Consider the following 22,846-nt stretch of genomic DNA (forward strand, 5'->3'; position numbering starts at 1 on the left):
TTAGTTCATCTGTACTATTAAGTCCGGTTAAAAAGCAGTCAATAGGACGAAAAAAACAACTACCAATACAAGTCCTGTTGATCGCTTCTCTTAAAACCACGCTTCTTTAACTCGTGTCTACGTAACTCACCTAAAAGGCGGTATGACTCAATACCCCAAGCTTTGCATTGCTTCAAAATACTGGAGGGGATATGAATATAATCGAAACCGATTCTCAAGCTCTACACTTACAAGAATGGTTAAATAGTGGCGTTGACGAAGAAATCATTGCTCTGAATGTGCGATCGCTGTCTGGGACTTTACCCTACGAATATCTCCTCTACAGTCCCAAAATCTCCCGTCGCAATGATGGACGATTACGCGATCGCGATTTGAAAAAATATCAGCACATTGAATTCGGCGGCTGGTGGTGCAGTGGCGTTGACCCCCTGAACGAATACGTCCTGATGATGTGGGGCTGCTTCAAACCCGACCACCCCCGAAGAGATCGCCAAAAGATCCACAAATTCATCAAGTACGAACATCCATATAGAGAAGAGACACGCGCTTTCTTCCTCCTAGTCCCGAATCGCATTTGGGTGAAAGTTTCCAATCGCAGCGGCATCCCCATCACTGAGGAAGACCTACAGCATCCTGGCGGCTTCTGGCATTGGGTTTGGAAGCATAATGTACCAGTCACAATTGTCGAAGGGGTCAAAAAAGCAGGGGCGTTACTGACTGCTGGTTATGCTGCGATCGCAATTCCGGGAGTAAACGCTGGATACCGCACACCCCAGGATGAGTACGGTACTGCCATCGGTAAACCATTCCTCATCCCCGACTTGAAACATTTCGCAACACGGGGGAGACTTGTCAACGTTTGCTTTGACCAAGACAACAAACCTGAGACAGTCCAGCGAGTCAGAACCGCTATCAGTCGCATGGGACGGCTGCTGGTAAATGAGGGTTGTTCACTGCGAGTGATTGATTTACCGCTAGGGGCAGAAAAAGGGGTTGATGATTTTATTGTTGCCAAAGGACAATCAGCTTTTGACGCACTCTACAACACTGCCGTTGTACTGGAGTTATGGGAGATTAAGCTGTTCACTCTGCTAACTTACCCACCGTCAATCGCACTCAACCAAAGATTCCTCGGCCATCTGCTTGTTCCCGAAGGCGAAAAACTGATTATCCTCAAAGCTCCCAAAGGAACAGGTAAAACCGAATGGCTGGCAACTGAGGTGGCGAAGGCGCATGACCAAGAGAGACGGGTATTAATAATCACCCATCGTATTCAACTGGGTGAGGCGTTGTGTAATCGGTTTGGTGTTAACTATGTTACCGAAGTCCACACTTCGGAAACAGGCACATTATTAGGATACGGGGTGTGCGTTGATTCGCTGCATCAAGAAAGTCAAGCGCGATTCAACCCCAATGACTGGTCGAATGATGTCATTATTATTGATGAATGTGACCAAGTATTCTGGCATTTGCTCAACTCTGGTACTGAAGTGCAAAAGCGGCGTGTGTCCGTTCTCAAAAACCTCAAACAACTAGTGCAGAATGTTCTAGGGAGTAGTCAAGGAAAGATTTACCTGTCTAGTGCAGATGTGTCAGATACTGATGTGAAGTATGTTTTATCACTCGCTGGAGAATATCGGGTTAATCCTTTCGTCATCGTCAACAACTATCGGCATGTAGCCGGAAACTGTTACAACTATTCTGGCAGTAATCCGAAGAATTTGATTGCTGCACTGGACAAAGCTATTGCCAGAGGGGGGCATCATTTATTATGTTGTTCTGCTCAAAAAGCCAAGTCAAAATGGGGAACCCAAGCACTTGAGGAACGCTTTCGCCGCAAATTTCCACATCTGCGAATACTGAGAATTGACAGCGAATCCGTTGCTGATCCATCTCATGCGGCTTTCGGTTGTATCGCTCACTTGAACGAAATTCTGACTCAGTATGATTTGGTTATCGCATCTCCAAGTTTAGAAACTGGGGTCAGCATCGATATTCGAGGACATTTTGATGGTGTTTGGGGGATATTTCAGGGAGTGCAACCGGTTAATTCTGTGCGGCAGATGTTGGCAAGGGTTAGGGAAACTGTTGACCGTCACATTTGGGTGAGAGAATGGGGGATGGGTGTTGTAGGCAATGGTTCCACATCCATCGGAGGATTGCTGCGAAGTCAACACGTCGCAACACAGGCTAACATTGCGCTGTTGTCGGCGGCGGACAATGACGATTACAGCTTTATTGACCAGAATTTTCAGCCGGAGTCATTGCAGACTTGGGGTAAGCGGGGTTCTGTGATTAACGTGGAGATGCGGCGCTATAGAGAATCTGTGCTTGCGGGGTTGGTCGAGGATGGTTACACCATTATCGATGCCGACGATGTTGATGATGACGAGAGTGGGGCAGTAATCGAGTCGGTTAAGGCGGCATCTGTTGAATTGTATGCTGCGGAGTGTCAAGCGATCGCGCAAGCTGATGAACTCTCTGGGGCTGAACTGAAGAAGCTGCAAGACAAACGGGCGAAAACGAAAACCGAGCGACACCAGCAGCGCAAGGCGGAATTATCCCGTCGTTATGAAGTTGATGTAACGCCTGATTTGGTCGAGAAAGATGACGACGGCTGGTATCCTCAACTGCGGATGCACTATTATTTGACACTGGGACGGGAATTTCTGACGAACCGTGATGCTAAACGAGCTGCATCGCAGTTAGAGGCTGGGGAGAATTCAGTTTGGAAACCGGATTTTAACAAAGGACAGTTATTACCTGCTGTGTTGTTACTCGAAAATCTGAATCTGTTGCAGTTTCTCACGCCAGACGTTCAGTTGCGGGGAAGTGACAAGAGGATGGTGGAGTTTAAGGCTCTGGCTGTTCAGCATAGGCACGTTATCAAAAATTACTTGAATGTTTCGATTTCTGAAAAACTGACCCCGATTGCGATCGCTCAGAAGTTACTTGCCAAGATCGACTTGAAGTTGGATTATGTTGGTCGGTTGGGTAAGCGTGAAAATCGGGAGTGCGTCTATCGGTTTGTTGCCCCTGATGATCAGCGTAATTCAATTTTTGGGCAGTGGTTTAATCGGGATGAAGTGTTTCTTAGTGAGTCGGTGTCAGTCAGTGATAATATAGTTTTATCGACACCAGTGATTGACACAACCTCCCGAATATTAGAAGAGGTAGTGGAAAGCCCCCAAGGACAAGCCTGGAAAGGGCTGAAACTGAAAATACAGCAAGGCTTGGACAGCGCTGGCTCGTTCTACAACCAGTTAGTCTCCACAATTGGCTCGGCTGTTGGGGTGGCTGGTAGTGAGCCTTACTGGAATGGGTATTTGGGGCAGTGGCAGGTTTGGGTCAGCTTTACGGATGGGTGTAAGTCTGTGGTCTGTGATTGGCTCAAAACGGCTTAGACCAATGAAGCTCCCGCTTAATATTGAATAAGTTTTTGTGGTCTAGTGTAGTTGTTCAGATTTGCAGGTACTTCAATATGTGGATGTAATTTGGGATCACTTATGGGCACAGCCGCCGTCAATTTTAAGGGAATTTCTCCTGCCCATACTGGTATTTGATAATCAGCTTCATCATCAATGGGCCCACCAGTGCGAATCTTTGCTGATGCTTCTGTCAGCGGTAAAGATAGGACTATAGTTCTGGCTAATTCGTTATGGCAAGGCGATCGCACTTGCGACCACCGTCCAAGAATAACGTGTTCTGTAAATGCTTTCAAGGCAGCTAATTTTTGCTCTGCATCTTCGACCAGTGTTGCTTTACCAAATACAACTACTGAATGATAATTCATTGAGTGGTGAAACGCCGAGCGTGCCAATACTAATCCATCAATTAAAGTCACTGTTACGCAAACATCAATACCTTGTTGCAGGGTTCGCAGCATTCGACTAGCAGGTGAACCGTGGATGTATAAGGTATCCTCAACTCGTCCATAGGCTGTAGGGATCACAAAAGGCTGTCCATCTGCGACAAAACCTACATGGCAGACTAATCCTTCATCCAATATTTGATAAATGGTATCGCTTTCATAGTTTGCTCGTTGGGGTACGCGTTTAACTGTTGTTCTTTGGCTGGGGGCTTTTTGTTGAGGCATGGCTGGAAATTTGTACTCTATATCGTTAGAGTAATCAGGTAAGTGGAATGGGACAAGTGCCACTTTTTGAATAAATTACCAGTCCACTTATCTCATTTGTAATTCCTAACCCGAATGGATTTTGTTATTAGTATTGACCTAAAAGCAGCTTTGCCTTTGTATCGTCAAGTTTACGCCCAACTACGTCAGGCTATTCTTTCGAGAAGATTAACCCCAGGAAAAAAACTGCCTTCAACGCGAACGCTTGCTCAATTGCTTAGTGTTTCCCGCGCCACTATTACCCAAAGTTATGAGATGCTCCTAAGTGAAGGTTATCTAGAAACAATTGTCGGTTCGGGAACATTTGTCTGTCGTCAACTCCCTGATGAATTACTAAATACCACACCGATTCAGCCAAAATCACAACTACCTCATTCTTCAATATCCTTATCAACTTATGGCGAAAGTTTGAGCGATCGAGCTTTTTTACACCTACCAGAAGCAGAAGTAGAAATTAGCTTTAGTTATGGGCGACCAGCTTTTGATCAATTCCCAATAGACTTGTGGCGTAAGCTCTTGTCTCGCCATTGCCGCTTTAGTCGATACGTGCTTGACTATACTTATGACTCTACGGGATATCAACCTCTAAAAGAGGCGATCGCTGACTATCTGTCACGCTCCAGAGCGGTTAAGTGTGAGCCAGAGCAAATCATTATTGTTGGTGGTTCACAGCAAGGACTTGACTTGATTACACGTATATTAATTGACCGTGGTGATTGGATAGCGGTGGAAGAACCAGGTTATTTAAGCGCTAGACGAGCTTTTTTGGCACAGGGAGCTAGTCTATTCCCTATATCTGTAGATCAATCTGGCTTAATAGTCAGTAGCCTAACAACAGATATCATCCCTAACATTAAATTCGTCTATGTCACTCCATCTCATCAATTTCCTACAGGTGCTACGTTATCTCTTTCTCGCAGGTTAGAGTTATTAGCTTGGGCGCACAAATCAGGGACGATGATTATTGAAGATGACTATGACAGCGAGTATCGTTATGGTGAGCGTCCCATACCAGCATTGCAAGGATTAGACCAAGCTAACTCAGTGATCTATCTGGGTACATTCTCTAAAGTACTATTTCCGGCTTTGCGTCTTGGTTATTTAGTTTTACCACAGAATTTAGTGCATATATTTGCTCGTGCAAAATGGCTCGCAGATCGGCAATGTAGTTTGTTAGAACAGTACGCCCTGACTGATTTTATTACCGAAGGACATTTAGAACGCCATATTAGAAGGATGCGCGCGCTCTACGACCAACGCAGGCAGACTTTGGTGCAGTCTTTGTTTTCTTATTTCGGTGACAAAATTGAAATATCTGGCGAAAATGCCGGAATGCACCTGATGGTCAAAATCAATACTGAACTCGCTGATGATAAAATAGTCCAGCTTGCTGCTCTTGCTGGCGTAAGTATTGGAGCAGCGTATCCTCAATATTTAAAACATAGCCCTGGTAGCGAATTTATCTTAGGATATGCTGAACTCAATGAGCAGAAAATTCAAGAGGGAGTACGCCGACTAGCTCAGATAATACTAATTTAAATACTACCCCAATTACTAACGCACTATGAATGTAAGTAAGAATTTATTGCTCTTGTCTTACTATTAAGTCCAGTTCTATTTTCAATTTTTGACAATCGCTTCAAGCTGACTAAGCAGATTTTCTAGCTGTTGAGTTTTTTTCGGATCACTCCAAAGCATCTTGTTTTTCTTTGCCACCTCAATCGTGTTAGTTAAGCGTTGTTTCAGGCTTACAGGTTCGGACTCGGACAGTGCTTTTTTACTACCATTCAATGCTTTAACTCGTTGCTTGATTTCAGAAAGGCTAAGGAAATTATTGATAGCTTCTTCTAAAACTTTTTGCCTGCTATCTTTGTCTTTGACACTAGCAATCAAAATTCCTTTAGTGTAATGAATTTTACCTTGACGAATAGCATTCAATATTTCTACTGGTTTTTTAAATAAGGGAAGTCGAGTTGCAACGAATGATTGCCAAGTAATTCGCCCGAATGAATTAAATACCTGTTGAACAAGTTCAGCTTCTTGACTAACCAAAACGTTTTGGTTAACAGTATTTTTTGTTGCGTTGTTCATTCGGTAAAGAAAACTAACAACTTGCTCAGTTTCATAGCCCAGTTGAATTTCAAGCACTCGCAAGGTGTTGTCTAATTCCTCTAAAGCACTGAAGTCACGACGATTTGTATTTTCTGATATCGCAGCATAAAAAGCGGTATGATCATCCCAATCAAAAACCTTGACTGGTATCTCTTCCAATTTTAGTATCGCTGCTGCTTTTAATCGCCGAAGTCCTGCAACCAACTCATATTTTTCAGATTGAGTGGGATGGGGACGTACCCACAGAGGAGAACGAATTCCATTGGGTTGAATATCATTTAGCGCCCACTGTTGTAGCTCTTCTAAATCATAGTAATGCCGAACTGGTTTGCCATCTGGAATAAATGTGAATGTACAAACAATTGCGCTGTGCGGAATGATTTGTTCTTGAGCTATTTCCGCTATTTGCACAATTTCCTGAGTAGTGGCTTGTCCAAAGACAAAATTCAGCTCTTCATTGTTAGCAATATTATCCTTGAGTTTTCGTCGAGTCATGATTCTGATTCAAATAACTTCAAAGCTTCTGTTAGGATTTTGACGTAAGCACTTGCCGCCGCTTTAGGAGCTTCTCCCTTCATACGAAACACTGTACTACCTTGTCCAGGTGCATCCTTAATACATTGACGGTCAGGAAGGGTAGTATTAAGCAAAGGTATAATACCGCTTTGCAAAGCTTCTCTAGCTTCTCGTAACAAAATAGTGTTGTCTTTTACTGCATTTAGATAAATCGCTGCTATCGGTAGCCCTCCTCGAATTTCCTTTGCTTGACGCACAAATTGTACAATTTTACCTGTACTTGCTAAATCGATCATGGAGTCCCTGCAAGGAATAAGTACTAAATTAGAACGGATCAAAATTGCTTTTGTCACCTCACTTGCATTTCCTGGTCCATCAACAATTACAACATCATAAGACTCTGCTAACTTTGGAAGTTCGTCAAATAAAACCTCTGGATCACCAATGACCTTACAAGGCAAGTTCAGATCCTTCAACCAACTTGATGAGCTTTCCTGCCCATCTGCATCAACTAAAATAGTGGAATGCCCCATCTGGGTAAACCAATCAACAGCATGAACTGCTCCTGTTGATTTCCCTGCTCCACCTTTCTGGTTAGCAAATGCCAAAATTTTAGGAAGCTTTTCAGATTTGGTCGTAGTCTTCGTAGGCTTGGATTTTACCATAGGAGCAATTCTCACTTTGCAACAATTGTATTAGTCTTCATAGAATTATCATTTCTAAGATAATTTTCAAGTATTCTTTTAAAACAGATTCAGCAGAGTATTTATTATCGAAATAAGTCAATCAACCAAAATATATGGCTTGATGTTATCACTGATTCAAAAAAAAGAATAAAAATAAAGTTAACCAAAACGTTTTGGTTAAATAAAACGAATACAAGTAACCCCTCTGACAGAGAGACTAATGAAATCTACCGAGCGTCCATCTAAAACACCAGAGAAACAAGAGCCAAAGCTCAACGGTCAAACTTCCAAATTTAGCCCTACCCCGGCTGATGACAAATTGCCAGAAGAACTCATAACTGAGCCGCAGCCTGTCAATGAAAAACCCGTAGAGCCGCCAAAAATTGAGCCACAGGTGACTGGCAAGCGCAACAAGAAAAAAATAGATTTGCCACCAGCAACCAAACCTCATATTTCCTTTCAAGACCGTCTCGAAGAACCAGAATTACCGCCAGAACCCTGTCAGCACATGCAATTCCTGGATTGCAACTCGGAGGTAGGGCGTGTGATATTCGAGTGCTACCACTGCAAACAGGGGATAATCAGCGAGTACACCGGAGATCCCGTAATGGGCGAGTACAAAGGACGACCTTCAGTAATTTTCGCAAAAGTAAAATGCCCCAACTGTGGGCAAACAGCGATTAGACTGCAAGCAAGGGAAGTACTTTCGACAACAGCGATACCTTCACCTTGGCAGCAATGATGGTACACACCAAGATCAAGAGTGATTGGTGAAAGATATTTACGATTGATAATGCAAATGAGATTTTTACCCTCAATAATAACTGCACTAACGGCACTGACACTAACTAGTTGCAGTACTACTACTGCTGAACAGTATGAAGCTACAGCGCTCACCAGTTACTCCTGGCAAGTCAAGTATGCGAATAACCTAACAAGTCAACCACAGCCACGTATTGAAATCTTTGCGAATACTTCAGTGGTGAATCGGAATGGAGTAAAACCACCAGGAGCAGTTGTTGGGCCAGACGACCGTGGGCTATGGTGGCCTACTTTACCTCCGCGGCCAAGTGTTGATGAAGTTGAACAACGTAAAAAATCTCAAGAAGAGGCAGGCAAACCTGAATTGATGAAAGATGTTCAGTACAAACTGACCTACGGAGTGGGTAATTTACAGAGGACACTACCTACTAATTATGATGTTTATCGGCAAGTAGTAAAAGCTTACCCCCAAAGAACCCCTTTGGAATTAACTTTGGGTGTGAATGATGATTCAGTTGAGAAAGCTGAACCTGTAAGCAAGTAATAACGCACTCGTTACATAGTCAGCAAGAAGTTAAAGATCAAGACTGAATTGCTTTTCAACAAAATATTGACAGTAAAGTATAAATCAAAGAGTCAACGATGATCTAATTTAATTTCTGCTGCGTTGATAAAAAAGATTTCAAAAAATCCTGATGGGGGCTATATGGGGGCTATATATACCCCAACAATAGCTCAGGACTTTGGGAACATTTTGACCCCTATATAGGGTATATATAGGGGCTAAGTAGGGTATATTTGACTAGCTGACATTTTGTACCCCACTTAGCCCCCAAGGGGTTATGATAAACTCTTGAGATTAGGAAAAAAAGGGGAAGTTATTTTATTTTTCTTTCTCTTGCCCTTGCAGATCACTTGAACAGATAATTTTCACAAATAAAAGTTTATTACTTGGAGCAGATGTCAAACATTCACACCTTACAAAAAATTTTTCCTGCGGGTTTCGATAACGGTTACGGAAGCCTAAAACTTTTAGTCGATGGCTTTGAAGTAGTTCGTGTCCCCAGCTATATAACTAATGCCGAGATGGAAGATGTACCAGGACGGGTAGTTTTTAACGGTAATGCTTACACAGTTGGAGAGTCAGCTTACCGTACAGGAAATTATTTTGACCGCAACACAGACAATAATGAAAATAAAGTCAATAACGCATTATTGACTTTATTGGGTGCATTGGCACATCTACCACACCGTAAGGCTTGGCACTTAAAATTAGTCGTCAGTTTACATGATGTTGCTCTGGCATCAGAACTACAAAAAGTACTAAATGGAGAATATCAGCCAATACTTGCTGGCAAACAATCAGACGTGAAGGTAGAAGTGCTGAAAGTTGTACTAGAAGGTATGGGTGCATTGTTTGGGCATCCACTACCCAAAAAATTAACCATTTTAGACTTTGGCAATGGTACGACCCTGTATTCTCGTTACAACCGGGGTCAACGAGAAGTTCACACTGCCTACCCTATCGGTGTAGAAGTTCTCATCGATGATATCTCCCAAAAAATGAAACATTTAAATGGCGGAAAAATCGGAGATCCATCCAAAATCCGATTTTGTTTGGAAATGGGGCATACCAGATACAGCCGTGACATCGAGATCAAAGATATATACAGCGCTTCTTTAAAAGATTGGTATGAAAAATACTTGAAGAAAGTGGTGAATCTGACATTGGATGCCAAGCACCAAGGGGATGAAATCTGGGCGATTGGTGGAGGCTGCCTTTTACCAGGGTTCAAGAAGCTTTTAGAGAAAAACGGTTTCAAAATTTTGGACAATCCGGTGGAAGCTAATGTCTTTGGGCTTCTAGAAATGGCGAAAACCATTAGCAGCAAAAATCTAACGGGCACATCTCTTAAGTGAATATAACTATGGCAGATAAAAAAGACTTAGCACCGGAAAAAGTTCGCCTCAAAGATAATTACCGAGAGCGCATATTTGCAGAATCGCAAAAACTAGATAAAAGCTACCTGGACACGCTTTACTTTATAGTTGATTGCTATTTTGTTTTCATCAAGGCTGGATTACCTGCACAACTTTTACCTAACTCACCTTTTAATACTGAATCAAACCAACTCACGTCTTGGACTCAAACTCCATTTGCAGACGAGAAAGAAGAGGATTCTTCAGGAGAAACATTCAGCCTTGACTTTGATTTGTAGCCAAAATGTAGGATTTATGTCTGATTTCTGAACAAGCGATCGCAGCACTATAGCGTCATCGCTTTCTTTTGCATAAAGGAGATAATTCTAGCACCTCTGTTTGCTAAAGTAATTCTAAGGCGCGTGAATTTCCGAACAATCCAGAGACATCACAACAATGAGAATACTTCATGGCACCTGGATACCAAACGAGGAAACTGACTTTATTCAGTCAGGGTCTTTTTACTTGTGGGTAGAAACTCAATTATCCCAAAAAAGTCACATCAATAGTCAACAAATTCATCCTGGACATTTGGTTAAATCCGAATTAATCGCCTTTTTAGTACAGGAATTGGGAATTAAAGAACACAATACTCAATTTGTCCAACGCATATCTCCTAAATACTTTGCCTTACCAACCACCAATAATCAGCCCCTACCTTCACCAGAATTAACCAAGTATTTAGAAATTGAGTTGACTGACAGCTATGAAGAATTCCAATACTGGCAGGTAGATTGTTATGAAACAGTAGTATCTACCAAAAATGCCACAGCACTTAATATTATCAAATTACTTAAAGATATCCATTTTTTAGCAATATATAATGCGGAGAAGTTTCAAATTGGTTCAGATTTATTATTTTGGTATCATTACACTCAAAGTTTTAAACAAGTAATCCTCAAAGACCAATTTATTCCCGCCCTAAAATATCGACAGTTATCATCGGAAAATCCGAAGAAAAAAGGCAAAAGCAAGGCTGATAAAGTAGCATTTGAAATTTATGCCACCTGGGAAATTATTTCGTCACAATATGAAGCAAATATTCTTAAATATATTGACTATATGCCACTAATATGTGTGGCAGGTAAAGCAACAGTTAGCTATCCTATTGAGTTTTTTGATCGAGAAACACTATTGCGTCACTTTTCCGAATATGTACTTGATGATTTAGTGACTCACACCCCATCAACAGCTGCTTTTGACAAACAAATTACTGATTCTCTAATTGAATCTTGCTTTTACCCTCGTCAGCATAACCCACTAACAACAAATACTGCCCTCGATGAATATCGGCAATGGTTGATATGGAAAACCAAAATTACCCGCACTCAAGCTGATTCACCTTTTCATCTATGCTTCCAGTTACATTCTCCTGATAATGAACAAATAGACAATTGGCAAATTCAATTTCTAGTAGCCAGTAAACAAGACCCCTCTTTGAAGTTGGCGTTAGCAGACTACTGGACAATGAATCAATTTACCAAAACTGGTGTACATAAAGATTTCGGTAAAGATTTTGAAACAAATTTACTGCTGAATCTGGGGTATGCAGCCCGGATGTATCCCAAACTATGGCTTGGGTTGGAAACAGCGAGTCCAATCGCTATGCAACTTACCTTAGATGAAGCATTTGACTTCCTTCAAGAAAGTGCTTGGGTGTTAGAAGACTCAGGATTCAAAGTAATTGTACCTGCTTGGTATACTCCCACAGGTCGTCGTCGTGCCAAAATTCGCCTCAAAGCATCGGGTAGCAAACTTGCTGCAACGAAAGGGGAAACAAAAAGCTATTTCGGCTTAGACTCACTGGTGGAGTATCAGTATGAGTTGGCAATTGGGGAGCAAACTGTCACACCTATTGAATGGGAACAACTGATTAATGCTAAAACTCCCCTAGTGCATTTTCGCGGTCAATGGATGGAATTAGACCGGGATAAAATGCAGCAGTTACTCGAATTTTGGCAGTCAAAAGGCTCAGAACAACCCCAGATGACCTTACTGGAGTTTCTCCAACGCAGTGCTGAATTGGGGTCAGAATGGGAAATTGAACATGACGAAGCTTTGTCAGAGATGATAGCAAAGCTACAAGATAAAAGTCGCCTAGAACCAATTTCTGAACTTGATAATCTGCAAGGCACACTCCGAGAATATCAAAAGCGTGGTGTTTCCTGGCTACAATATCTAGAAAATTTGGGATTAAATGGCTGTTTGGCAGACGATATGGGTTTAGGTAAATCCGTGCAGGTGATTGCCCGATTAGTGCAAGAGAAGGAGTTACATTCAGCTCTGAAAGTAGGAGAAGAGATTACTTCTTTATCTGCCCTGCCCACACTATTAATTGCCCCTACTTCTGTTGTCGGCAACTGGCAGAAAGAAATTGCCAAATTTGCGCCTCATTTAAAAACTATGGTGCATCACGGTAGCACGAGGCTACAAAATCTGGCTGATTTCAAAGCTGCTTGTCAACAAAACGATGTGATAATTAGCTCCTTTACTCTAGTTCGCAAAGATGAAAAGTTATTGAGCGGCATCGAGTGGCAACGTTTAGTACTGGATGAGGCACAAAATATTAAAAATCCGAAAGCTGCCCAAACCAAAGCGATTTTAAAACTAAGAGCTAAACATCGGCTGGCATTGACAGGCACTCCTGTAGAAAACCGCTTACTGGATTTATGGTCAATTTTTAATTTTCTCAATCCTGGTTACTTGGGTAAAGAAGCCCAGTTTCGGAAAATTTTCGAGATTCCGATTCAAAAAGACAATGACCGTGTGAAATCTGCCACCTTGAAAAAACTGGTAGAACCTCTAATTCTGCGAAGGTTAAAAACTGACCAATCTATTATTAATGACTTGCCAGACAAAGTTGAACAAAAACTTTACACTAACCTGACCAAAGAGCAAGCATCGCTTTATGAAGTGGTGGTACTAGATGTAGAAAAACAATTGCAATCAGCAGAGGGAATTCAACGCAAAGGATTGATTCTTTCAACCCTGATGAAATTGAAGCAGATTTGTAATCATCCAGCCCAATTTCTGCAAGATGGGAGTGATTTTTCACCACTACGTTCCCACAAACTCAGTCGGTTAGCAGAGATGGTTGAGGAGGCAGTTGATGAAGGAGAAAGTTTACTTATTTTTAGTCAATTTACGGAAGTGGGTGAAAAGATTGAAAAACATCTCAAACATAGTCTACATTGCAATACTTACTATTTGCATGGTGGCACTAGTCGCCCACGTCGAGAACAAATGATTACCGAATTTCAAGACCCAAATACAGAACCATCGGTTTTTATCCTTTCCTTGAAAGCAGGGGGCGTAGGTATCACCCTCACGAAAGCCAACCATGTCTTTCACTTTGACCGTTGGTGGAACCCAGCAGTTGAAGACCAAGCAACTGACCGTGCTTTCCGTATTGGTCAAAAAAAGAATGTCTTTGTGCATAAATTTGTTACTATCGGCACTCTAGAAGAGAGAATTGACCAAATGATTGAAGATAAGAAAAAACTTTCTAATACTGTTGTTGGTAGTGATGAATCTTGGCTCACCGAATTAGATAATGAAGCCTTTAAGCGGTTGATTTCATTGAACAAGAGTGCAATTTTGGAGTAGATATTATGGCTAAATTTAGTCGAACTTGGTGGGGCGATCGCTTTATTCAAGCACTAGAAGCTTTTACAGATGATAACCGACTCAAAAGAGGGCGTTCTTATGCTAGCGGTGGTAAAGTCAAAAGTTTTGAGATTGACTTAAATAAAATTACTGCCAAAGTCAGAGGCTCAGTTAATCCCTATTTTGGAGTCTACAAAGAACCAACTTATAATATAGAGATTCAGATTACACCTATTGCTAAAACCCGTTGGAATGAAGCTATCCAAAAGCTTTCTTCTAAAGCCAGTATCATTTCTCGATTGCTGCTAAATGAAGTCCCGGAAAATATTGAAGATACTTTCTCTAATTTGGGACTACATTTATTGCCCCATAGTAGTAAGGATTTCAAAACTAAATGCGATTGCCCAGATTATGCTAATCCCTGTAAGCACATTGCTGGAGTTTACTATTTAGTGGCTTCTCAATTAGATAATAATCCCTGGTTGTTATTTGAATTACGGGGATTACCGAAAGCAGAACTTCAAGCCAAATTAGCTGATTCTCCTTTGGGAAAAGCTCTATCTGAGGAATTGAATACTAAGGAAATTCCTTTAGAACTTTCTAATTCGCTGTACACTAAGCTAGAAAAGCAATCTCTTAACCAAATGCCAAATACCAGAGAATTTTGGTTAGGTACAAAGCGATTACCACAAACTATTGAAGTGGCGACTCCAAGTAGTATCTCTGCAATTTTGATTAAGAAACAAGGGGATTTTCCTGATTTCTGGCACAATGATGCTTCCTTTATTGAAACAATGGAAGAACTGTATCAGCGAGTCAAAACCAAAAATCATCAGTTCTGATTTCAGCGCTGATAACGACATCGTAAAGTAATTTTTTTTAGATGTTAATTGCCGTTATATTTTTTACCTTGAAAAAGCATACGCACATATTTTATGCCTTGAAAAACTCCACTTCTGAAGACGTATTTAATAATGGATTTATTTGACCAGCATCTTGCAAAAATAACTGAAGAATCAGCACCCCTAGCGGCTCGGATGCGTCCACGGACACTTGATGAATTTATTGGTCAAGAGCATATTATCGGGCAAGGAAGGCTACTGCGGCGTGCTATTAGTTTGGATCAACTGTCTTCCTTAATCTTTTCTGGGCCACCAGGGACTGGCAAGACTACTTTAGCGCGGGTTATTGCCAACACCACCCGCGCTCAATTCATCGCTATCAATGCTGTACTCTCAGGAGTTAAAGAAATTCGAGCGGCAATTGAAAAAGCCCAAGAAGAGCGCAAGTTTCATAATCAACGAACTATTCTTTTTGTCGATGAAGTCCATCGTTTTAACAAGTCTCAGCAAGATGCTCTATTGCCTTGGGTAGAGAATGGTACAATCATTCTCATTGGTGCTACCACCGAAAATCCTTTTTTTGAAGTCAATAAGGCACTCGTAAGCCGTTCGCGGATTTTTCAACTTCAGCAATTAACTGATAAAGATTTATACAAAATTGTTGAGCAAACACTAGCTGATTCAGAACGCGGTTATGGCAAGTTAACAGTACAAATTGACACAGATGCTTTAACGCATCTAGTTAATGTTGCCAATGGTGATGCTCGTTCATTATTGAATGCTTTGCAACTAGCTGTAGAGACTACACCCTCCGATACTACAGGTGTTATTCATATTCCCCTAGCAGTGGCAGAAGAATCCATTCAACAACGTGCTGTTTTATACGACAAAGAAGGGGATGCCCATTTTGATACCATCAGTGCTTTTATCAAGAGCTTACGAGGTTCTGACCCAGATGCAGCACTCTACTGGCTGGCCAAAATGGTTTATGCAGGTGAAGACCCGCGTTTTATTTTCCGTCGGATGTTAATTCTTGCAAGCGAAGATGTCGGATTGGCTGACCCACAAGCAGTTGTCGTTACAAATGCCTGTGCTGAAGCCTTTGATCGCGTGGGAATGCCGGAAGGACGTTATCATTTGGCGCAGGCAGTAATTTATTTAGCGACTGCACCAAAATCCAATAGCATCATGGGCTTTTTTGATGCCTTAGCCGCAGTTGAAATTGAAAATGTTGCTCCCGTTCCCACTCATCTTAAAGATGCCAATCGCGATAAAAAAGGTTTTGGGCATGGGGCAGGTTATCTCTATCCTCACGCTTATCGAGATCATTGGGTAGAACAGCAATATTTACCCACCAGCTTGCAAGGTCAATTGTTTTATCAACCTTCAACCCAAGGTTATGAACACCAAATCGCAACACAAGTGGCGCGTCGTCGAGAAGCTCAACTTGCTGCAATAGTAGAAGGTATTGGTGTTGCACCAATGGAAGTTATGACTTATGGAACTGTTGACCAAGCAGATGAGCGCTGGTTGCAACGCACACTTTCTCAGGTAAGTACACAATTAGCATCTGTGCGCGAACGCATTTTCAATTTCGCTCAATTACAACGTCATCATTTAGTATTGGATCTAAATGCCGCCACTGGTTTACTTACTTGGGAAGCAATTCGGCAAGTTCCTGAAGGTGGGGTTTATGCCTGTGTTCGCAATAGCTCTGATGCCAATGCTTTAATAGAACTTGCTGCGGCACTTCCTGAAACAATGCGACCAATAGTTTTTACTGCATCTGTTGCACAGATACCTCCTATGCTGGCATCTCTTGCACCAAATGTACAGTTTGACTCTATTATCGGGCGCAATGTACTAGCCTCGGAACTAGACAAGGGACTTGCTGCTCAAATTTTAGCTCAATTGCTCCTGCACTCAGTCAAGCTTATTTTAGCTGAGACAGTACCTCGTCATACCCAAAGGTTTTACCGCTTACTGCCCAACCAAAATTTCGATGCCCAATTGTATGAGCGATTAGTTTTAGCAGAAGAAGCTATTTATACAGATGCCTCTGACCCCATGCTTAACTGGGACGCTGATGATTTGCGTCACGCTTTTGCCTCAAATGGACACTGCGTACAAGTAGTTCTTCAGCAGTATTTGACACCTATGCACATCTCTGATAATTTTATCAAGCGTTTATTTACTGCTAATCCTAATCGACCAAGTTATGCAGATCGTCTAGCTGCTAATTTGACAAGTGAGGAAATAAATATTATTAAAAATTTATTTTTTCGTTACTTACTCAACCAATCCGTTAATTGGTCAAGCACTGTGGCATTTTTAAATATTAGCGCATGAACATAATAGGCTATCAAATCACAGTCATTTATAATTATGATTTTCACTCCTGCAATTACTCGGAAGTACGTCTTGATCAAGACGGAGAACTGAAGCTGAGGTAATATTTTTCCTTGCCTTCGCTTTATTTGTAGATGAGTATGAACTGTTCAAAAGGATTTTAGAGAATTATGCCAATTAAAAAACACATTAATCTGAATCTTGGAAGTTTTCTTAATACCGCAGATAAAAAGATAGTTGTCAATTTAGCTAGTGAAGATATTTTAACTTTAATCACGCAAGAGTTAAAAACTCGTTACTCTCCAGAAACTCAAAAACAAGCCCTTGAAGGAAGTTCTCAGCTATTACCTGATTTTGTATTACAAGAATTATTAAAGCGCCAAGACCAGGTAGTAAACGTTAACCCCGATACCTTGATAGTGGTTAACTGTCAAATAGCAGAGGTAGAGGTCGATGACTTGGGATTTGATTTAAATGTCGAAGCATATTTTGTAATTGGAGATGCTAATGGTCAAAATCATTTTCGCGCTAATAGGATCGGACTTTGGTCAAATATATGGGGTGATGAAGAACGGCTTTTCGATTTAGAAGATGAACTAGGTGAGCAATTCTGGACAAATTATCAAATCCAATTGCTTTTTAATGAAAAAAATCAGCAAACAATCGAGCTAGAAATATCACTTACAGATGACTATGAAGCAAGATTACAATTTTACCCTTCTTTTCAAAAGTTTTTACCATCCATAGTTCCCTTTACGGATAATGACTTTTAAAATCCGCGATTAAACCAGAATACGCCTAGCAATTCTGGCAGTCCAAGATGTGTCTTTTTTCGCATTCCCTAAGTAAGGCGACAGTTCTATTTTAAACTTTAAACTTACATACGTGTTTCATGCCTCGAAAAACTACAGTTCCATCGCAATCAATTAAAGTAACTCCGCTAGCTCTGTCTCAATTACATATCCGCTTAGAGTTTCTAGAAAAACAACATCAATCACTACTCAAACAGATCAAGAAAAAGCGCACAGAACTGAAGAACTTTGTCGAACAGATGCGTTCTTTTGGTGCGGAATTTCTTACTAAAGCTACTCCACTATTCCAAAGAATGGCTGAGTTAGATCGGGAAATTCATACTCTGTTTGATGAAATTTTTACTACTAGAAAGCTTGGTAAACAAACCCTCAAAAAGATAGAAGCAGTTTACTGGAATCTACAAGTGGCAGGAGTCATCAGTGTAAACCCCAATAGTAGACATTTAGATATAGAGTTAGACAAACCGTTTGATAATGAAGATGAAAATACAATTAGAGATTTTTCAGAGGAAACTACTTCAAAACACTATCAAAATTGGCAATCACAACAGCCTATAGAATCTCCCTCCGTAGCTAGAACAGATGAGCAAAGAAAAATTCGTCAAACATTTCTGAAGTTGGCTGAAATCTTTCACCCTGACAAAGCTAGAGACAGCGAAACACAGAAATATCATACAGAAATCATGAAAGAAATCAATAAAGCTTACCAAGACGGGGATTTAGCAAGACTTCTTGAAATTGAGCGAAGTCAACAAGCTGGAGAAATTATTGATAACAATAGCGAAGATGATTTAACTCGTCGATGCCGAACTCTAGAACAACAAAATCAAATTCTCCTCACTCAATACGAAAAGTTAAAGCAGGAACTGTGTTTGACAAAAAATACTCCCGAAGGAACGATGGTTGCTGATTCTCGAAAAGCTGCTAAAAAAGGTATTGACGCTATGACTGATATGGTAGAAACAATTGACAATCAAATTAACGTCGTTTCTGAGATTCGGGATTTTGTTAAAGGCTTTAAAGAAAAGAAAATCACTATTCAAGAATTTCTTGATGGTCCAGTTTCTTTGCGCTCCACGGACGAGTCAATTATGGAAGATATTCTTGAGCAAATGTTGTCCGAGTTAATGAGATAGTAGTTTAATTATTATTGAATAATATTTGAAAATCCTAACGTAACAGGATTATTCAAAAACTCCTGCTCTTTCAATAATAAACCATTCATGATATAAAACTGCTAAAAAAAATTCCTCTCCCTTCAAGCGATCGCATACCGCGATTGTTATGAAAGTTAAAGATAAATATTATGATTGACCACGACCGCCTTTTCAAAGAATTATTATCTACGTTTTTTATTGATTTTCTTGATTTGTTTCTACCTCAAGTAGCCAGCCAAATAGATCGTAATTCCATCCAGCTTTTACCCCAAGAAGTATTTAATGATGTCACTTCTGGCGAAAAGAAGGAAATTGATTTACTGGCGCAGGTGCGTTATCAACAGCAAGATACTTGTTTTCTAATTCATGTTGAAAACCAGTCTTACACTGAAACAGCCTTTGCAAAGCGGATGTTTAAATATTTTGCGCGCCTACATGAAAAGTATGATTTACCGATTTACCCAGTTGTAATTTTTTCTTTTGATGAACCCAAACGCGCCGAACCCCAAAATTATCGCGTCACCTTTGGAGATTTAAAAGTGCTGGAATTTCAGTTTGTAGCAATCCAGTTGAATCGTTTAAGTTGGCGCGATTTTCTCACGCAGCCAAATCCGGTGGCGGCAGCATTAATGTCAAAGATGAATATTTCCAAGCAAGAACGTCCACAGGTGAAGGCGGAATGTTTGCGGCTGCTGGCGACCTTAAAATTAGACCCAGCAAGGATGCAACTAATTTCTGGGGAAGAGTTGATACGTATTTGAGGCTCGACGATACTGAGAAACAGGTCTTTCAAGCGGCAATCAGTACAATGGGATTAGATGAACAGGAGGAAATTATGGAGATTGTTACAAGTTGGCAACAGGAAGGCGCTCAAAAAACAAGAGAAGAGATTGCATTAAATTTACTCAAAAGAGGAATGATTGTGCAAGAAATCTCACAAGTCACGGGTTTAAGTCTTGAACAAGTTCAGCAGTTACAAGCTCTTCTTTCTCAAGAAAATTAATGTCAGTTGTACAGATGGGTGAAAAAGAAAATGAGTGCGATTACCCTGACAACGAATCGCACCCAAAATCTTATTCAAACCACAACAGAATTAACAGACTTTTTATAGGAAAAACCCCAGTAAGGGCAAAAGCGAATTTTAACAGACTTAATCGGTTCATTACAGCACAAAGTTACTCTTCCTCATCCTCATAATCTGCATAATCTGCATAGTCTTGACCGTGTTTTTCGTACCACAAACGTTCTTGCTCTTGAGCCGCCTCTCGCTGTATCCTTTTCCGTTCTGCCATCTCTGCTTCTAGGCGTTCTTGCGCTAATTTCTCCTTCTCAATTCTTTCTTTCAAAAGCCTTTTCCGCTCTTGGGTTTCTTGCTCTACCCTCTCCCTCTCAAGTCTGATTAATCGCTGCTCGATTCGCCAACAGTAAAAATCTAATGCTTTACCCGTCGCGGCTCCGGTAACTGCACCACCGACTAAAAAGATCAGTCCAGTTTTCCAGCCTTGAATAGGGCCACCACTCCACTCTAAACTTTTTTGATTCAGCCACACCAACACAGAGAAGACAAAAATTCCAAACACTGAGTTGATAAGCGCAAAAATCCTGGGTGTTATCTCAGTCTGTCGCAGTATTAGCCACTGTCCCAGCCAGAGTATTGCACCAAAAATCACCGCAGCGATCGCCTCCGGCGCGCGGGTACGCGATCGCGCTCATTACAGCATTATCTGGATACCTGAACGGATCTAGTGCCATGTTAATGATCAATGGCGTAAATATCAGCGCACAGAGCAAAAAGCCAATTAATAAGCCAGCAACGCTTATCAGGCTCCAGTAGCGACCGAGATAACCAAGGCGGAATTCCAATATCCACTCTTGTACGGGAAGCATTGTAATGTAAAACGCGATTCCTGCACTGACTTAAATCTTGCATTGGCAGTTGTTTTACCTTTGTATTTAGCATATTTGGCATAGTAGGGTATCGGCCGAGATATATGCAAAATCGGACACGTCGTAAAGTTTGGTAAAGTTTATTATCAAAAGCCTTAATTTACCGTTGTTTCAGCCTCGACCTCAACTTGACTATTGAAATGAAAACATTCCCTAAAAGGGTCATTTATGGGCAAGTGTTAAGGACAAAAAGGGGTGAAAGCTCCCTCTGAAAAATCATCACACTCAATGCCGGCGATCGCTACCCTCGACATATCTACCTTGCCTTTATCTGTAGGCATTTATCATAAAGCTAGCTATTTGACAAGATACTTGTTATACTTGTTTACATGAACAATGATTTCGACTTCAAATCTCCTGAGCTATTTGGTTCTGTTGTTTTCAGACCTGATTTTAATAGCTTTAAGACTATCAATGCTTCCCAAGCTTGGTCTTTATTCTTTACAGGTGGTAGAGAAGACAAAAAACTAGATTCTAACCCTCGAATAGGTCTTTTGTTTACTAGTATTTTGCTAGGTCTTACTGTTTCTGGGTTCGCCAGCGCACTGATTACCCGGACAATATTTCCTGCTTAAGTGCTTGACTAGTAGCTAATACGAAGTATAACTCTGAACCACCAACTTCTTGGTGGTTCAAATTTTTAGTGTGTCTTCACTAATATCTAAGTAACGCCATAGTTTCGGCTAACCTGCAAATCTTTTAAAGTCTGACTAACCTTGAGGATATCAGGACAAATATTCATCTAAAATTTGGTATTTTCATCTAGGAGAATTAATGCTAGACTTTAACACCTTGACGGTCTTCTCAAGCACTTACTGCATTGGCATTTGTGCCTTTCTAATCCCACTCAACCTAATTGCTACCTCGTTAACAATAGGTTTGACATTATTGTGTCGTCCACCTATTGAGATTTGGCGAAGTGCTGCAATTGCCAGTACCTTTGCTTTATTAATCATACTGCACGTATTTGCTTGGTTCATGATTGGAGTTGTCATGGCTCCCACATACATTTTATTGGGACTAGGAAGCATCTGTCTGGGAGCAAATCTAGGAGCAATTCTCCTATACAAACGCTTTGCAAATGCGTTTGTAGCGATGAAAGTTGAATTTTCCTAAGTACACTGAAAAGTAGCCTTTTATAGCGCAACCTTCTAGCCTACTTAGTTTTTCAAAAATCAAATCAAGAATTAACGGGAAAGTCAGGATTCAGAATTAGTCCGAGCTAAAAAATCAACTTGAGCAATGGCTAAATAATTCGTAAGAATTCAGGAGTAAGAATTCAGCTATTCTGAATAGTTAAAAAAATTAAATAAAGCTTTGATAAATAAGTATCGTAGTTTTAACAAACTCCTTATATATTCTGGCTCCTGGCTCCTGAATTCTTACAATCTATCTTTGTAAGTCTATTTGTTGTGTTTGAGATTTAGCTAGTATTTTATCAATTTGACTATTCGCGTCCTCAAAAGTTTGCAATATCTGTGGAGTTAGTTTGTTAGTCTGCACCTGACCAGATTGCAAGTTTAAAATTACCTCCCCATTTTTCTGCGAAATAGTTAAATTCCTCTGCTGGGTATTGAAAGCCAAGTCATAAATCTTTCCTAAAACTTGAGTGCTATTTTCATGAGGCTTACCCCAAACCATGCCAATCCTTTGAGCAATTTGAGTCAGCCGACCGATTCTTTCAAGCTCAAATGTATCTTGATTCATTACTGTCAACGCTTCGGCTGATAATTGCTCACCAGCTTTAAATTGATTGGCAACTTCCACAATGCGTTTTTTGTAATTCTCAGACTTCCCTAACTTATCTGCGGTATTGTACCAATTTCTCAAGTCATCAATAGTAACTGATTGAGGTTGGACTTCTTGGTTGGGTGCGGCTCTGTTTTGTGGTTCAGGAAACGGGACTATTTTCCCGTCCACATAATCCCCCAATGGCTCTAGA

At 40.8% G+C, this 22,846-nt stretch carries 21 protein-coding genes; 15 read left to right on the plus strand and 6 right to left on the minus strand.

All coding sequences use genetic code 11. The annotated features are described in order from the left end of the window. Positions 1–191: 191 nt before the first annotated feature. Positions 192–3,404: a plasmid replication protein, CyRepA1 family gene (locus tag ABF638_RS01395; RefSeq protein ID WP_435019595.1), complete on the plus strand. Its 3,213-nt coding sequence runs from the start codon at positions 192–194 to the stop codon at positions 3,402–3,404. A 17-nt stretch (positions 3,405–3,421) separates the two neighbouring features. Here ABF638_RS01395 and ABF638_RS01400 read toward each other — a convergent pair whose 3' ends face one another. Beyond that, positions 3,422–4,096, minus strand: coding sequence for a pyridoxamine 5'-phosphate oxidase family protein (locus tag ABF638_RS01400; RefSeq protein WP_435019597.1), 675 nt, complete (start codon positions 4,094–4,096; stop codon positions 3,422–3,424). 114 nt (positions 4,097–4,210) lie between these two features. Here ABF638_RS01400 and ABF638_RS01405 point away from each other — a divergent pair, with 114 nt between their 5' ends. Then, complete coding sequence (locus ABF638_RS01405) at positions 4,211–5,674, plus strand: PLP-dependent aminotransferase family protein (RefSeq protein ID WP_435019599.1); 1,464 nt, start codon at positions 4,211–4,213, stop codon at positions 5,672–5,674. Between the two features lie 81 nt (positions 5,675–5,755). Here ABF638_RS01405 and ABF638_RS01410 read toward each other — a convergent pair whose 3' ends face one another. Beyond that, positions 5,756–6,742 (minus strand): ParB/RepB/Spo0J family partition protein, encoded by a 987-nt coding sequence (locus ABF638_RS01410; RefSeq protein ID WP_292707789.1) that lies wholly within the window; start codon positions 6,740–6,742, stop codon positions 5,756–5,758. Continuing rightward, a complete protein-coding gene (locus ABF638_RS01415) occupies positions 6,739–7,428 on the minus strand; it encodes a ParA family protein (protein ID WP_229475126.1) in 690 nt (229 codons plus the stop codon). Before ABF638_RS01415 ends, ABF638_RS01410 begins: the two co-directional genes overlap by 4 nt. A 529-nt stretch (positions 7,429–7,957) precedes the next feature. On the opposite strand from ABF638_RS01415, the gene ABF638_RS01420 reads away from it, so the two are divergent. The 11 genes from ABF638_RS01420 to ABF638_RS01470 all read left to right on the plus strand — a co-directional run bounded on the left by ABF638_RS01420 (position 7,958) and on the right by ABF638_RS01470 (position 19,960). Beyond that, the gene (locus ABF638_RS01420) at positions 7,958–8,191 is read left to right on the plus strand and encodes a hypothetical protein (RefSeq protein WP_435019771.1); all 234 of its coding nucleotides are present in this window, start codon (positions 7,958–7,960) and stop codon (positions 8,189–8,191) included. Positions 8,192–8,242: 51 nt separating this feature from the next. Beyond that, complete coding sequence (locus tag ABF638_RS01425) at positions 8,243–8,755, plus strand: hypothetical protein (protein WP_435019602.1); 513 nt, start codon at positions 8,243–8,245, stop codon at positions 8,753–8,755. A 416-nt stretch (positions 8,756–9,171) separates the two neighbouring features. Beyond that, positions 9,172–10,131 (plus strand): ParM/StbA family protein, encoded by a 960-nt coding sequence (locus ABF638_RS01430; protein ID WP_435019604.1) that lies wholly within the window; start codon positions 9,172–9,174, stop codon positions 10,129–10,131. 8 nt (positions 10,132–10,139) lie between these two features. Beyond that, entirely contained in the window at positions 10,140–10,430 is a 291-nt protein-coding gene (locus ABF638_RS01435) for a hypothetical protein (RefSeq protein ID WP_190964502.1), read from the plus strand. Between the two features lie 157 nt (positions 10,431–10,587). Beyond that, positions 10,588–13,797 carry a DEAD/DEAH box helicase gene (locus ABF638_RS01440; RefSeq protein ID WP_435019607.1) on the plus strand — a complete coding sequence of 1,070 codons (3,210 nt, stop codon included), beginning with the start codon at positions 10,588–10,590 and terminating at the stop codon, positions 13,795–13,797. Positions 13,798–13,802: 5 nt separating this feature from the next. Beyond that, positions 13,803–14,639, plus strand: coding sequence for an SWIM zinc finger family protein (locus tag ABF638_RS01445; protein ID WP_435019609.1), 837 nt, complete (start codon positions 13,803–13,805; stop codon positions 14,637–14,639). A gap of 132 nt (positions 14,640–14,771) precedes the next feature. Continuing rightward, positions 14,772–16,988, plus strand: a complete 2,217-nt coding sequence (locus ABF638_RS01450) for an AAA family ATPase (RefSeq protein WP_435019611.1) — start codon at positions 14,772–14,774, stop codon at positions 16,986–16,988. Between the two features lie 170 nt (positions 16,989–17,158). Next, on the plus strand, positions 17,159–17,761 hold the full coding sequence (locus ABF638_RS01455; protein WP_435019613.1) for a hypothetical protein: 603 nt from the start codon (positions 17,159–17,161) through the stop codon (positions 17,759–17,761). Between the two features lie 119 nt (positions 17,762–17,880). Beyond that, positions 17,881–18,936, plus strand: coding sequence for a J domain-containing protein (locus ABF638_RS01460; protein ID WP_435019615.1), 1,056 nt, complete (start codon positions 17,881–17,883; stop codon positions 18,934–18,936). Between the two features lie 170 nt (positions 18,937–19,106). Continuing rightward, positions 19,107–19,718: an Rpn family recombination-promoting nuclease/putative transposase gene (locus ABF638_RS01465; protein WP_435019617.1), complete on the plus strand. Its 612-nt coding sequence runs from the start codon at positions 19,107–19,109 to the stop codon at positions 19,716–19,718. A 47-nt stretch (positions 19,719–19,765) separates the two neighbouring features. Continuing rightward, entirely contained in the window at positions 19,766–19,960 is a 195-nt protein-coding gene (locus ABF638_RS01470; protein ID WP_435019619.1) for a hypothetical protein, read from the plus strand. Between the two features lie 172 nt (positions 19,961–20,132). On the opposite strand, the gene ABF638_RS01475 is transcribed toward ABF638_RS01470, so the two are convergent. Both ABF638_RS01475 and ABF638_RS01480 read right to left on the minus strand, forming a co-directional pair. After that, positions 20,133–20,537 (minus strand): hypothetical protein, encoded by a 405-nt coding sequence (locus ABF638_RS01475; RefSeq protein WP_435019621.1) that lies wholly within the window; start codon positions 20,535–20,537, stop codon positions 20,133–20,135. Between the two features lie 34 nt (positions 20,538–20,571). Beyond that, entirely contained in the window at positions 20,572–20,844 is a 273-nt protein-coding gene (locus ABF638_RS01480; RefSeq protein WP_435019623.1) for a hypothetical protein, read from the minus strand. A 389-nt stretch (positions 20,845–21,233) separates the two neighbouring features. Here ABF638_RS01480 and ABF638_RS01485 point away from each other — a divergent pair, with 389 nt between their 5' ends. After that, positions 21,234–21,479, plus strand: coding sequence for a hypothetical protein (locus ABF638_RS01485; protein WP_435019625.1), 246 nt, complete (start codon positions 21,234–21,236; stop codon positions 21,477–21,479). A gap of 199 nt (positions 21,480–21,678) precedes the next feature. Further along, complete coding sequence (locus ABF638_RS01490; protein WP_435019627.1) at positions 21,679–22,020, plus strand: hypothetical protein; 342 nt, start codon at positions 21,679–21,681, stop codon at positions 22,018–22,020. Between the two features lie 273 nt (positions 22,021–22,293). Here the strand turns inward: ABF638_RS01490 and ABF638_RS01495 are convergent, their stop codons facing one another. Beyond that, positions 22,294–22,824 carry a hypothetical protein gene (locus ABF638_RS01495; RefSeq protein WP_435019629.1) on the minus strand — a complete coding sequence of 177 codons (531 nt, stop codon included), beginning with the start codon at positions 22,822–22,824 and terminating at the stop codon, positions 22,294–22,296. Positions 22,825–22,846: the final 22 nt, after the last annotated feature.

Origin of the sequence: Nostoc sp. CALU 1950, from assembly GCF_051172895.1 — a bacterium.
GTDB lineage: Bacteria > Cyanobacteriota > Cyanobacteriia > Cyanobacteriales > Nostocaceae > Nostoc > Nostoc edaphicum_A.